This window comes from Pseudomonas sp. Irchel 3E20, from assembly GCF_900187645.1.
In the GTDB taxonomy this organism is placed as follows: domain Bacteria; phylum Pseudomonadota; class Gammaproteobacteria; order Pseudomonadales; family Pseudomonadaceae; genus Aquipseudomonas.
This window is the reverse complement of the sequence record NZ_FYEE01000002.1, coordinates 441,838-454,678: the sequence shown is the minus strand read 5'-3', so window position 1 is coordinate 454,678 and position 12,841 is coordinate 441,838. Positions and strand designations below refer to the sequence as shown.

Sequence of the window (12,841 nt, the reverse complement as noted above, 5' to 3'; positions counted from 1 at the left end):
AGCCCGGCCAAGGCCGGGCTTTTCAGAGCTGCCAGCTAATTACTTAGCTTGAGCCTCTACCGCAGCTTCTACGCGACGGTTAACAGCGCGACCAGCGTCAGTGGCGTTGTCAGCAACTGGGCGGGATTCGCCGTAGCCAACAGACTGAACGCGGGACGATTCAACACCGTACTGGTTGGTCAGAACCTGTTTAACGGCGCTAGCGCGACGCTCGGACAGCTTCTGGTTGTAAGCGTCAGGACCGACGGAGTCAGTGTGACCTTCAACAGTAGTGGTGGTTTGTGGGTACTGCTTCATGAAGTCAGCGAGGTTTTTGATGTCGCCGTAGCTGTTGGTCTTGACGACCGACTTGTCGAAGTCGAATTTCACGTCCAGCTCAACACGTACAACTTCAGCAACTGCTGGGCAGCCATCAGCGTCAACAGTTACGTTGGCTGGGGTGTCTGGGCACTTGTCGACGTTGTCGCACACGCCATCGTTGTCGCTGTCGGAGCAGACTTCAGCCGGAGCTGGAACTGGAGCAGCAGCAGGCTTGGAGCCGCCACCGAAGTTCACACCGATACCGACGCTTGGCGCCCACTCGGTGTCGCCTTGGTCGATGTTGTACTGAGCTTCAACACCAGCACGGGCGTAGAAGTTTTCGGTGAAGTAAAGCTTGGCACCGCCGCCCAGGTTGGCGAAGGTGGAACCGTTACGACCGGATTGGTTCTGACCGATGCTTTGATCGGAGAAACCAGCCGAAACGTACGGACGGATCATGTCGCCCGGGTTGTTGAAGTGGTACAGAGCGTCCAGTGCGGTATTGGAGCCCTTGATGTTACGGCCGTTGTCGGCACGTACGTTGTGCACTTCGTCGTAGGCCAGACGCAGCTCTACGTCGTCGGTCAGGAAGTAACCAACCGAGCCACCGAACAGGTTGCCGTCGTTTTTGAAGTTACGAGCGCTGTCGTAATACTCTTTCTTGGCGAAACCTTCGATTTCAACTGCGCCTTGGCCTTGTGCCAGCGCGCCGAACGAAGTAGCGGCAATAAGAGAACCAATGGCCAAGCCCAAGGTGTTTTTCAGTTTCATCCGTTAAATCCCCATCTGGTGATTGTAAAGCAGTCCCGCAAACCGGGGGACAACTCGGCGGCCAGTCTAACAGACTTGCCTGGACGTAAGAGATATTTGCATCGAACTAAGTTTCAGCGACGCCTGCAAATTTCTCACGTAATTTATCTAGAGCACGCTTGTAACGCATTTTTGTAGCACTCAAACCCATGTGCATTATGTCTGCGATCTCCTGAAATTCCAGTTCTGCGACAAATCGTAGCACCAGGATTTCGCGGTCAATCGGGTTCACGTGCACTAGCCAGCGGTCGAGTCCGGCCTTGTCCTCGGGCTTTGGTGTCTTTTCTTCAGACGCCTCTTCGAGGGGGTCCAGGCTCAAGGCGTCCATCAAGCGACGCTTTCGCCGTTCCTTTCGATACTGCGTGATGCATTCGTTGTACGTGATGCTATAGAGCCATGTCTTGAACTTCGATTTCCCCTCGAAGTTCTTCAACCCGTACAACACCTTCAACATCACCTCCTGACAGACATCATCGGCGTCACGATCGTTCCCTAAATAACGCGCACAAACGTTAAACAGGGTCCGCTGATAACGCCGCATCAATTCTTCATAGGCGCGTGTTATGTGAAACAGCTCCGTGTGCGAGCGCGCAACCAACTCCTCATCAGAGAGCTCGCGGGGATCGTAGCGCGTGGATAGCGATTGGGCTTTATTCAAAACGAGTCGGGCCGACAGTCAGGTCAATGTCCGCCGCAGCCGGCGTTTCGCGGGCTTTTGCGGCGGCATACAGTAGCAGGGTTTGCCGGGTTAGCGGCTACTCACATGCTGCTCCAGCAGGATCCGATTGGAGAGGGAGACTAGCTCGCCCTCGTCGGTCAGCACGGTGGTTTTCACCGTGCCGATTTCCTCGATCTGGCCTTCGACCTCGCCTACACGCACTTGTTGCCCAACCTGATACAGCTCACGCACATAGATTCCTGCAAGAATCTGACCGGCGATTTCCCGGCTTCCCAATCCCATGGCCAAGGCAACTGCCAGACCAACGGTTATCAAAACGATCACGATCACATGGTTAAGCAGGTCGGTCTTGACCTCCAACTGGCTGATCGCAACAGAAATGCTGATGATAATGACCAGCCCCTGAGCAATGCGACCAAGCCCGGCAGCGTAGTCCAGACCCACGCCTTCTGCCGCCCCGCGCACCAACCCGTTGACCAATTGCGCCAACAACACCCCAACCAACAACACCAGCGCAGCGCCGAAAACCTTCGGTAAATACAGCGCAAGCATGTCGAGCGTAGCTGAAACTCGCTGAAGGCCAAGGGACTCTGCGGCAGAAACCAGAAAAATCAGCAGGACGAACCAGTAGACGATCTTGCCAATCAGTGTGGAGATCGGCACTTGCAGGCCCGCGCGCGACAGCAACTTGGTCAAGCCGGTGCCGCCCATCAGCCGGTCGAGCCCCAGCTTGGCCAGCAACTTGGACAGCAGGGTGTCAAGCAGCTTGGCCACGACAAAGCCCAGCAACAGAACGACCAGCGCCCCGAACAGGTTGGGAATGAAGTTCGCCACCTTGGTCCACAACGCGGTCATTGCCGTGACGAGGCTCTGGGTCCAGAGATCAAGTTCCATATTCAATCAGCCTTATCAGCAGTACGAGCGGTAGATTTGCGGCGGGAAACCGGCGAGACGTGGGCCGAGCCGTTATTGAGCGCGATCATCAGCGCCGGCAACCAGCGGCCCAGGAGGCTGAAGAGATCACCGGCACCGACCTGGCGGTTGGCGGTTTTCAGTACGCGACCCAAGCAGGCATCGTCGTCGCGGCTCGACGGCGTGGCGTTAAGCATGTCACGTAGGGACTGTTCAAACGGATCGTGCATACGCACCTCTCGAGATGTCAGTGAAAGACGCGATCAAAATTCTTCGGGTCACACGGCGCGCCGTCATACCCATCGCAATCGGCGGAACAACCACCATTGCCCCAGCGCCACCGAAACCATCATCAGGCTCGCCAGGAGGAAGCCATATGGGCTGTTGGAGAACGGAATTCCGCCGACGTTGATCCCCAGCAGGCCGGTGAGAAAACTCATGGGCAAAAAAATCCCGGTCACGATACCGAAGCGGTACATCGTGCGGTTCATGCGCACGCTCAAACGCCGATCTTCGGCCTCCAGCACCAGCCCCACGCGCTCGCGGGTCAATTCCAGCTCTTCGAGATAACGGGTCAGGCTGTTGTTCAATTCGTTCCAGTAATCGCCATCGTCATCGACGAACCAGGGCAGTTTGATACGGGTCAACTGGGCGAAAATATCCCGCTGTGGCGCCAGGAAGCGCTTGAGCCCCGCCGCTCTGCGGCGGATCTGCAAAATGGCCCCGTGCTCGGGTGTGTACCGCTCGTCGGTATCCAGTTTTTCCTCTTCCTCATCGACCACTTCCGAGAGGTCGCTGACCAAGTCCTGCACTTTATTGGTGAGGTACTGAGCCATATAAAGGACCAGTTCAGAGCTGGTTTTCGGGCCTTTGCCCTCGGCCAGTTGCGCCAGTAGCTCATCGGTGGCGCGCAAGGGCCGCAGACGCAGGGAAACCACCCGTTGCGCCGAGGCGAAGATGCGCACCGACACCATGTCCTCGGGCTCGGCCCCCGGGTTGAGGTTGACCCCACGCAAGAACAGCAACAGTTCGCTGTCGGGCAATGCCAGCAGGCGTGGGCGGGTATTTTCTTCCAGCAGTAAGTCGCAACTGAATTCGCTCAAGCCACTGGACTTGCGCAACCAGGTCTGGGTTTGCGGGTGGCTGCGATCCCAATGCAGCCACAGGCTTTCATGGGCCTGAAGCTGCAAATCATCGAGTTCAGTCCGGGTAATCGAACGCGCACCGCCTTTACCGTCCAGCACCAGGGCATGGACCAGGCCCCACTGCGCGTTTTCTTCCTCGAACATCTGAATCCCTTTATTCAGGCATTTTCAGCGGGCTGGGGGAGACAATCACGCCGTTGTTGTCGGCGTAGATGTACTCGCCCGGGCGGAAGGTCACGCCCGCGAAGGTCACGGGCACGTTCAGGTCGCCCACGCCACGCCGGTCGGTCTTCATCGGGTGGCTGGCCAGGGCCTGTACGCCCAGGTCGGTTTGCGCGATGACATCCACGTCGCGGATGCAGCCGTAGATCACCAGCCCTTCCCAGCCGTTCTTGGCCGCTCGCTCGGCGATCATGTCGCCCAGCAACGCACGGCGCAGGGAGCCGCCACCATCGACCACCAGCACCTTGCCCTGCCCATCGAGTTCTGCTTGTTCCTTGACCCGCGAATTGTCTTCAAAGCACTTGATGGTCACGATTTCGCCGCCGAACGAGTCTCGGCCGCCGAAATTGCTGAACATCGGCTCGAGCACCTGGACCAGGTCCGGGTAGGCGTCGCACAAGTCGGGAGTGATGTAATGGTTCATCGAGAAACTCCTGTAGAGGAAAAACACGAGGGGTCGAAAAACACGCGCCACGGTAGCAGATGTTGAGGCCGCCAGCCGTGCAATGCGCCATAGCTTAGCCGTTAGCCCGAGCCAGCGGAACGCCGATGTTAGAGCGTCGCAATCAGACTGCCAGGGCCCGCTTAGACTCCTGGGTCAACAAGGGCGAAAGCGGCTCGGCCAGCCAGCGCGCCACCAGCGGCCAGACCTCGGTGCGCGCATTCTTGCTGACCAGCATCTCAACGTGGCCGAAGCGCTCGCTGAAGCCCTGCTCCGGCCCCAGGCAGACGAATTGTTTGTGCGCCGAGCCCAGTTGGTCGAACAGTTTGCGGCAGGCCCAGGTCGGGTCTTGATCGTCGCCCGCGGCGCTCACCGCCAGCACCGGCACTTGTACCTCGGCCAGCCCGGCCCACCAGTCCTTGTCCTTTTCGCCAAAACGGCCAAACAAGCCATACCAGCGCAGGCTTTCCAGGGCCAGGCCAATAGGCTCGTCCTCCGGGCCGCGCTTGAGCCGGGAACCGGACAACTGGGCAAAACGCTTGAGAATGAAACGCCCGCTCCATTCCACCGGCGGAATTTTCAAAGGCCAATAGGTGCGGCTGACCTGGGTGCCGAAAAACGCCACGGACGCCACTGCTGGCTCGCCTAGGTACTGCCCGCCCAGCGCCGCGGCGAGGGTGATGCCGCCCAGGGAATGGCCGATCCAGTGCGGTACCTGGCCGCTTTGCTCACGCACGAAGGCGGCGATGGCCGGCAGGTCGTAGCGCGCGTAATCGGCCACGCGGTTGTTGCGATAGGCTTGGTTGCGCTGGGACAGGCCATGGCCGCGCATCTCCGGAATCCACACATCGAACCCGGCCCGCGCCAGAAAAGCGCCCAAGCCCAAGCCCTTGGGGGAAAACCAGAAGCGTCGATTGGAAAAACTGCCATGCAGCAAGACCACCGGAACGCCGCGCACCGGGCCGCCATCGGCCATGCCCAAACGGGTGACGGCCAGCTCCACGGAGCCGTCCGGGCTGTTCCCGGGCTTGAGGCGGTAGACATCTTCGCTCAGATCACCGCGCCGTTCGGCGCTAATCAGGGCGACAGGAAATAGGTTGCTGCTGCTTTGCATAATGCTCTTGCACAAAAAAGGGCGGCATCCGAATGGAGCCCGCCCTGCTTGAATCCCAAAGCGCCGCTCAGCCAAGGCTGCGCGGCGCCTCATCCATCGATCAGCCTGCTGCCTGGCCTTCAGCCAGGAAGAACCAGGTTTCCAGCACGGAATCGGGGTTCAGCGAGACGCTTTCGATGCCCTGCTCCATCAGCCATTTGGCCAGGTCAGGATGGTCCGAAGGCCCCTGGCCGCAGATGCCGATGTACTTGCCAGCCTTGTTACAGGCCTGGATGGCGTTGGCCAGCAACTTCTTGACCGCCGGGTTACGCTCGTCGAACAGGTGCGCGATGATCCCGGAATCACGGTCCAGGCCCAGGGTCAGCTGGGTCAGGTCGTTGGAGCCGATGGAGAAGCCGTCGAAGAACTCCAGGAATTCCTCGGCCAGGATCGCGTTGGACGGCAGTTCGCACATCATGATGATGCGCAGGCCGTTATCGCCACGGGCCAGGCCGTTTTCGGCCAGCAGGTCGATCACCTGGCTCGCCTCGCCCAGGGTGCGGACGAACGGCACCATGATTTCGACGTTGGTCAGGCCCATTTCATTGCGCACGCGCTTGAGGGCGCGGCATTCGAGCTCGAAGCAGTCGCGGAAGGCTTCGCTGATGTAGCGCGAAGCACCACGGAAGCCCAGCATCGGGTTTTCTTCTTCTGGCTCGTAGAGCTTGCCGCCGATCAGGTTGGCGTATTCGTTGGACTTGAAGTCCGACAGGCGCACGATGACCTTTTTCGGGGTGAAAGCCGCCGCCAGGGTGCTGATGCCTTCCACCAGTTTCTCGACGTAGAACTCGACCGGATCGTCGTAGCCGGCGATGCGCTTGTCGACGCTGTCTTTGATCTCTTGTGGCAGCCCGGCGTAGTTCAGCAGTGCCTTGGGGTGCACGCCGATCATACGGTTGATGATGAACTCCAGGCGGGCCAGGCCCACGCCGGCGTTCGGCAATTGGGCGAAGTCGAAGGCGCGATCCGGGTTGCCGACGTTCATCATGATCTTGAACGGCAGGTCCGGCATGGCATCCACGGAGTTTTTCTTGATGTCGAAGCCCAACTGGCCCTCGAAGATGTAGCCGGTGTCGCCTTCGGCGCAGGAAACGGTCACGCCCTGGCCTTCCTTGAGCAGCTCGGTGGCGTTGCCGCAACCGACGACTGCCGGGATACCCAGTTCACGGGCGATGATCGCCGCGTGGCAGGTACGCCCGCCGCGATTGGTGACGATGGCGCTGGCGCGCTTCATGACCGGTTCCCAGTCCGGGTCGGTCATGTCGGAGACCAGAACATCGCCTGGCTGGACCTTGTCCATCTCGGACACGTCCTTGATGATGCGCACCTTGCCGGCGCCGATGCGCTGGCCGATGGCGCGGCCTTCCACCAGCACGGTGCCGGTTTCCTTGAGCAGATAGCGCTCCATGACGTTGGCCTGGGTGCGGCTCTTCACGGTTTCCGGGCGGGCCTGCACGATGTACAGCTTGCCGTCGTCACCGTCCTTGGCCCACTCGATATCCATCGGGCACTTGTAGTGCTTCTCGATAATCATCGCTTGTTTGGCCAACTCGGCCACTTCCGCGTCGGTGAGGCAGAAACGCGCGCGATCAGCCTTGTCAACATCGACAGTCTTGACCGAACGACCGGCCTTGGCCTCGTCGCCGTAGATCATCTTGATGGCCTTGCTGCCCAGGTTGCGGCGCAGGATTGCCGGGCGACCGGCCGCCAGGGTGTGCTTGTGCACGTAGAACTCGTCCGGGTTGACCGCGCCTTGCACCACGGTTTCGCCCAGGCCGTAGGCGCCGGTGATGAACACCACGTCACGGAAACCCGACTCGGTGTCGAGGGTGAACATCACGCCGGCGGTGCCGGTTTCCGAACGCACCATGCGCTGCACACCCGCGGACAGGGCCACCAGCTTATGGTCGAAGCCCTGGTGCACTCGGTAGGAAATGGCGCGGTCGTTGAACAGCGAGGCGAACACCTCTTTGGCAGCGCGGATCACGTTTTCCACGCCACGGATGTTCAGGAAAGTCTCTTGCTGGCCGGCGAAAGAGGCATCCGGCAAGTCTTCGGCGGTGGCAGAGGAACGCACGGCCACGGCCATATCCGGGTTGCCGGCCGACAGGGCGGCGAACGCGGTACGGATCTCGGCGTTGAGCTTCTCGGGGAACTCGGCTTCCATGATCCATTGGCGGATCTGGGCGCCGGTGCGGGCCAGGGCATTGACGTCGTCCACATCCAGCGCGTCGAGCGCGGCGTGGATCTGTTCGTTGAGGCCGCTCAATTCGAGGAAATCACGGTAAGCCTGAGCTGTCGTGGCAAAGCCACCCGGCACCGACACGCCAGCACCCGCCAGGTTGCTTATCATCTCGCCAAGGGATGCGTTCTTGCCCCCTACATGCTCCACATCATGGACGCCGAGCTTATCGAGGGAAACTACGTACTCTACCAAGGTGATCTCTCCACTAACTGTGTTGGAAAAGCTCAGGAGGCCGGCAGCTCAAAGGAGCATTTGCCAGCGATATGGCCTGGACCTGGAAAATAAGTGAGAATGCTGGCCAATTGGCGGCCAACAAATCGCGCCTATCATATCCAAGAATCGTGACTAGCTTAAGGCCCAAGGCGCAAATGAAACGATCTGCTTTCTTTATCTCCGACGGCACAGGTATCACAGCCGAGACCCTCGGCCAGAGCCTGTTGGCGCAATTCGAAAATATTACCTTCGCCAAATTCACCCGTCCGTACATCGACAGTGCGGAAAAAGCGCGGGCAATGGTACAACAAATCAACAGTGCCGCCGAAAAGGACGGCTTGCGTCCGATCATCTTCGACACCATCGTCAACCAGGACATCCGTGAGATTCTCGCCACGTCCAATGGTTTCATGATCGATATCTTCTCCACCTTCCTCGCGCCGCTGGAGGCCGAGCTGACCGAGCACTCCTCGTACTCGGTGGGCAAATCCCACTCCATCGGCCACAACTCCAACTATATGGAGCGTATCGAGGCGGTGAACTTCGCCCTCGACAACGACGACGGCGCCCGCACCCACTATTACGACAAGGCCGATCTGATCCTGGTGGGCGTGTCCCGCTGTGGCAAGACCCCGACCTGCCTGTACATGGCCATGCAATTCGGCATCCGCGCCGCCAACTACCCGCTGACCGAAGAAGACATGGAGCGCCTGCAACTGCCCAATGCCCTGCGCGCCCACCAGCACAAGCTGTTCGGGCTGACCATAGACCCCGACCGCCTCACCGCGATCCGCAACGAGCGCAAGCCCAACAGCCGCTATTCGAGCTATGCCCAGTGCGAGTTCGAGGTGCGTGAGGTGGAAAACCTGTTCCGCCGCGAGAACATTCCCCACATCAACTCCACGCATTTTTCGGTGGAAGAGATCTCGGCGAAGATCCTTGTCGAAAAAGGCGTGGAACGGCGCTTCAAATAAGCGGGCCATGACCGGCGGCCCAAGTGACGTGATCTGGCCTGGGCAGCCGTCATCACTCTCGGCCATTTCACTAGCCTGGCCGGCGCAGCACCTCGCCCAACAAGGCAAAACCCTCTGCCAGCCAGGCGTCATCTGCGCTGGCATTGCACACACTGGCGCGGATGAACTGCGGCACCGCGGCCTGCCCCACGGCGAACGCCTCGGCGGTGGCGACCAGGTAATTGCCTTCCTTGAGCCGCGCCTCCACCTCCGAGGCCCGCCACGGCTCGGGCACCTTGATCCAGAAATGCGGGCACCCGGGTTGGGTCTGGTACTCAAGCCCGCTCAACTGCCCTTCTACCAGCGCCTTGCGCCGGGCAATCTCGGCCACCTGCTGCTGCAGTAACTGCGCGGCCACACCCTGTTCAATCCAGGCCGTGGCCAGCTCCAGGCTCAGGGGCGTGGCCATCCAGCAGGTGGCGCGCACCGCGGCTGCCAAGCGCCCCACCAACGCGGCGGGCGCATGCAGGTAGCCAACCCGCAACCCCGCCGCCAAGGCCTTGCTCAAGCTGCTGATAAGCACGCTGCGCTCAGCGGCAAAATGACTCAGGGGCAAGGGCCGGTCAGCCATCAGCACACCGTGGGCCTCATCTTCCAGCACCAAGAGGTTGTGCTCCCGGCAGACCCGGGCGATGGCCTCGCGCCGTTCGGCAGACATCACCGCCGTGCTCGGGTTTTGCAACGTCGCCGTGCAGTACAGCGCCGCGACCCGGTGCATGCGGCACGCCTCAGCCAACGCCTGGGGCAGCAGGCCTTGCTCGTCCATGGCCAGGCCCAGCAACTTGATGCCCAGCATGCGCGCCACACTGATAAGCCCCGGGTAGGTCAAGTGCTCGGTGACCAGGGTGTCGCCGGCCTTGAGCAGGCCCATCAGGCAACACAGCAGGCCGTGCTGGCCGCCATTGACGCAGATGACCTGGGCCGGGTCTGGCACAAAGGCGCCGTGACGCATCCACTGCGCACCCGCCATGCGGTAGCGCAATAGCCCGGCGTCGGCGGTGTAGCCACCCATGCCCTGCAACGCCGCGCGGTCACCGGCCAGGGTTTGCAGAGTGCGGGCCATGCTGGCGGTTTCCTGGCCGGGGATGTGCTGGTTGCGGCTCATGTCCAGGCAGGCGCGCGGTTCATCGCCGACATTGCGAAAGCCCTGGTCACGTACCCGTTCCATGCCCTGCTCGCGCACATAGGTACCGTCGCCGACCCGCGCCACTACCAGGCCCAGGCGTTCCAACTCGCCATAGGCACGGCTGACGGTGCCGATGGTCACCCCCAGGCTGTCGGACAGCAAACGGTGCGGTGGCAACTTGCAACCAGGCTCAATCAAACCCTGGGCGATGCCCGCCGCCACCGCCTCGGCCAGGCGCTGGTACTTGGCGCCCAGGCCATCGGCCAACCCGGCCCGCATCATTGACACCATGGCAATACTTACTTTGACGGCCATCTGCTTCCCTAATAACGTGCCGAAAAGGGTTCAATTTCGGATCAAGCCTCGAAATATAGAGGTCAATTCCGTTTCACGAAAGGAGCAATCAATGCCCACTGCCATCACCGCCCACCCGGCCCTCCCCGCGCGCAAGGCGTGGCTGGCCAAACTGGTCACCAGCGTGCTGTTCCTGATTGTCTGCCTGAGCTGGGGCACCACCTGGCTGGGGATCAAGATCGCCGTGGAAAGCGTGCCGCCCCTGACCTCGGCGGGCCTGCGGTTTCTGATCGCTTTCCCGCTGTTCCTGGGCTTTGCCCTGTGGCGCCGCGAACCCCTGCTGTTCCCTCGGCAAAGCCGCTGGTTTTTCGTGTTCGTCACCCTGTCGTACTTCAGCGTGCCGTACTACTTGCTCAACTACGGCGAAATGCACGTCTCGTCCGGCCTCACGGCCCTGCTGTTCAGTTGCATGCCGGTGTTCATCCTGATTTTCAGCGCACTGTTCCTCGGCGAGCGCATTCGTGGTGCGCAGGTGCTGGGGATCGGCATCGGTTTTGCCAGCCTGTTCATGATCCTGCGCAGCCAGGGCCTGAGCCTGGACCACGCGGAGTTCCTCGGCGTGGTGGCGATCCTCACGGCCGCCATCCTGCATGCGCTGTGCTACGTGATAACCAAGAAACAAGGCACGGCCATCGGCGTCATCACCTACAACACCCTGCCCATCGGCATTGCCGGGCTGATGCTGTTCGTCGCCGGTTGTTTTTTGGAAGCGCCCGCGTTCGGCGCCATCAGCCAACGCTCGTGGGCCGCCCTGCTGTACCTGGGGCTGGTGGCGTCGGTGGGGGGCTTTATCGTGTACTTCATCCTGCTCAAGCGCTTGAGCCCGATCATTCTGTCGTTCGTGTTCATCATTTTCCCGGTGTTCGCCGTGGTGATCGGCGCCTGGTACGAAGGCCAGGTGGTATCCCGGGAGTTGATGCTGTATTCGGCGATTTTGTTGGCGGGGTTTGCCATTACCAAGTTGCCGGCACGGCAAGGGTGAGGACGACTTGGAGAGAGTCTGTGTGGGCTAGCCCACACAGAGGCAGATGTGGCGTTAGAACGAATCCCCCGGCACCCGCACCCAACCTTCCATCAATACCCGCGCGCTGCGGCTCATGATGGCTTTTTTCACGGTCCATTCGCCGTTGACCTGGCGGGCCTCAGCGCCGACGCGCAGGGTACCCGAGGGGTGGCCGAAACGCACCGCCGTGCGCGCGCCGCCGCCGGCAGCCTGGTTGACCAGGGTGCCGCAGATCGCCGCCGCCGTGCCGATGGCCACCGCGGCGGTGCCCATCATGGCGTGGTGCAGCTTGCCCATGGACAGCGCCCGCACCAGCAAATCGATGTCCGTCGCCTTCACCTGCTTGCCGCTGGACGCGGTGTAGTCGGCAGGCGCGGCGACGAACGCCACTTTCGGCGTGTGCTGGCGCTGGGCGGCCTCGGCCACGTCCTTTATCAGGCCCATGCGCAAGGCGCCGTAGGCGCGGATGGTTTCAAACATGGCCAAGGCCTTGGCATCGCCGTTGATCTGGCCCTGCAACTCGGTGCCGGTGTAACCCAAATCCTTGGCGTTAAGGAAAATCGTCGGGATGCCAGCGTTTATCAGGGTCGCCTTGAAGGTGCCGACGCCCGGCACCTCCAGGTCGTCCACCAGGTTGCCGGTGGGGAACATCGACCCGGCGCTGCCCTCCTCCTCAGCCGCCGGTTCCATGAACTCCAGCTGCACCTCGGCGGCGGGAAAGGTCACGCCGTCGAGCTCAAAGTCGCCGGTTTCCTGCACCGCGCCGTCGGTAATCGGTACGTGGGCGATGATGGTCTTGCCGATGTTGGCCTGCCAGATACGCACCACCGCCACGCCATTGGCGGGAATGCGGCTGGCGTCCACCAGGCCACTGCCGATGGCGAACGAACCGACCGCCGCCGACAGGTTGCCGCAGTTGCCGCTCCAGTCCACGAACGGTTTGTCGATGGCCACTTGGCCGAACAGGTAGTCGACGTCGTGCCCGGCCTTGATGCTCTTGGACACGATCACGCTTTTGCTGGTGCTGGAGCTCGCCCCGCCCATGCCGTCGATCTGCTTATCGTAGGGGTCGGGACTGCCAATCACCCGCAGCATCAGGGCATCGCGGGCCGGGCCCGGAACCTGGGCCGCTTCGGGCAGGTCTTGCAGGCTGAAGAACACGCCTTTGCTGGTGCCGCCGCGCATGTAGGTGGCGGGGATCTTGATTTGCGGTACGTGGGCCAT

General features: G+C 61.2%; 12 protein-coding genes. 2 read left to right on the top strand and 10 right to left on the bottom strand.

Annotation, left to right across the window (positions count from 1 at the left end; translation table 11 throughout):
- Positions 1-39: 39 nt before the first annotated feature.
- From CKW13_RS05465 to ppsA, 8 genes are all read right to left on the bottom strand, one after another.
- Positions 40-1,071 (bottom strand): OmpA family protein, encoded by a 1,032-nt coding sequence (locus CKW13_RS05465; RefSeq protein WP_095107576.1) that lies wholly within the window; start codon positions 1,069-1,071, stop codon positions 40-42.
- A 106-nt stretch (positions 1,072-1,177) separates the two neighbouring features.
- Entirely contained in the window at positions 1,178-1,768 is a 591-nt protein-coding gene (gene sigX, locus CKW13_RS05460) for an RNA polymerase sigma factor SigX (RefSeq protein ID WP_095107575.1), read from the bottom strand.
- A 90-nt stretch (positions 1,769-1,858) separates the two neighbouring features.
- Positions 1,859-2,683: a mechanosensitive ion channel domain-containing protein gene (locus CKW13_RS05455; RefSeq protein WP_095107574.1), complete on the bottom strand. Its 825-nt coding sequence runs from the start codon at positions 2,681-2,683 to the stop codon at positions 1,859-1,861.
- 2 nt (positions 2,684-2,685) lie between these two features.
- Positions 2,686-2,931, bottom strand: coding sequence for a CrfX protein (locus CKW13_RS05450; RefSeq protein WP_095107573.1), 246 nt, complete (start codon positions 2,929-2,931; stop codon positions 2,686-2,688).
- Positions 2,932-2,994: 63 nt separating this feature from the next.
- Positions 2,995-3,990, bottom strand: coding sequence for a zinc transporter ZntB (locus CKW13_RS05445; protein ID WP_095107572.1), 996 nt, complete (start codon positions 3,988-3,990; stop codon positions 2,995-2,997).
- Between the two features lie 10 nt (positions 3,991-4,000).
- The gene (rraA, locus tag CKW13_RS05440; protein ID WP_095107571.1) at positions 4,001-4,492 is read right to left on the bottom strand and encodes a ribonuclease E activity regulator RraA; all 492 of its coding nucleotides are present in this window, start codon (positions 4,490-4,492) and stop codon (positions 4,001-4,003) included.
- A gap of 142 nt (positions 4,493-4,634) precedes the next feature.
- On the bottom strand, positions 4,635-5,624 hold the full coding sequence (locus tag CKW13_RS05435) for an alpha/beta fold hydrolase (RefSeq protein ID WP_095107570.1): 990 nt from the start codon (positions 5,622-5,624) through the stop codon (positions 4,635-4,637).
- A 100-nt stretch (positions 5,625-5,724) separates the two neighbouring features.
- Positions 5,725-8,100: a phosphoenolpyruvate synthase gene (ppsA, locus tag CKW13_RS05430; RefSeq protein WP_095107569.1), complete on the bottom strand. Its 2,376-nt coding sequence runs from the start codon at positions 8,098-8,100 to the stop codon at positions 5,725-5,727.
- A gap of 176 nt (positions 8,101-8,276) precedes the next feature.
- Between ppsA and CKW13_RS05425 the strand changes: the two genes are divergently transcribed.
- Positions 8,277-9,095 (top strand): pyruvate, water dikinase regulatory protein, encoded by an 819-nt coding sequence (locus CKW13_RS05425; protein WP_095107568.1) that lies wholly within the window; start codon positions 8,277-8,279, stop codon positions 9,093-9,095.
- Between the two features lie 70 nt (positions 9,096-9,165).
- Here CKW13_RS05425 and CKW13_RS05420 read toward each other — a convergent pair whose 3' ends face one another.
- The gene (locus CKW13_RS05420) at positions 9,166-10,575 is read right to left on the bottom strand and encodes a PLP-dependent aminotransferase family protein (protein WP_095107567.1); all 1,410 of its coding nucleotides are present in this window, start codon (positions 10,573-10,575) and stop codon (positions 9,166-9,168) included.
- A gap of 142 nt (positions 10,576-10,717) precedes the next feature.
- Here CKW13_RS05420 and CKW13_RS05415 point away from each other — a divergent pair, with 142 nt between their 5' ends.
- On the top strand, positions 10,718-11,596 hold the full coding sequence (locus CKW13_RS05415) for a DMT family transporter (RefSeq protein WP_371856220.1): 879 nt from the start codon (positions 10,718-10,720) through the stop codon (positions 11,594-11,596).
- A gap of 54 nt (positions 11,597-11,650) precedes the next feature.
- Here the strand turns inward: CKW13_RS05415 and prpF are convergent, their stop codons facing one another.
- Entirely contained in the window at positions 11,651-12,841 is a 1,191-nt protein-coding gene (gene prpF / locus CKW13_RS05410) for a 2-methylaconitate cis-trans isomerase PrpF (RefSeq protein ID WP_095107565.1), read from the bottom strand.

Coding starts and splice junctions, on each gene's coding strand:
- CKW13_RS05435 (WP_095107570.1), bottom strand. CDS start 5,624: ATGCAAAGCAGCAGCAACCTATTTCCTGTCGCCCTGATTAGCGCCGAA.
- CKW13_RS05445 (WP_095107572.1), bottom strand. CDS start 3,990: ATGTTCGAGGAAGAAAACGCGCAGTGGGGCCTGGTCCATGCCCTGGTG.
- CKW13_RS05420 (WP_095107567.1), bottom strand. CDS start 10,575: ATGGCCGTCAAAGTAAGTATTGCCATGGTGTCAATGATGCGGGCCGGG.
- rraA (WP_095107571.1), bottom strand. CDS start 4,492: ATGAACCATTACATCACTCCCGACTTGTGCGACGCCTACCCGGACCTG.
- CKW13_RS05425 (WP_095107568.1), top strand. CDS start 8,277: ATGAAACGATCTGCTTTCTTTATCTCCGACGGCACAGGTATCACAGCC.
- CKW13_RS05465 (WP_095107576.1), bottom strand. CDS start 1,071: ATGAAACTGAAAAACACCTTGGGCTTGGCCATTGGTTCTCTTATTGCC.
- prpF (WP_095107565.1), bottom strand. CDS start 12,841: ATGGCCCACGTACCGCAAATCAAGATCCCCGCCACCTACATGCGCGGC.
- CKW13_RS05455 (WP_095107574.1), bottom strand. CDS start 2,683: ATGGAACTTGATCTCTGGACCCAGAGCCTCGTCACGGCAATGACCGCG.
- CKW13_RS05450 (WP_095107573.1), bottom strand. CDS start 2,931: ATGCACGATCCGTTTGAACAGTCCCTACGTGACATGCTTAACGCCACG.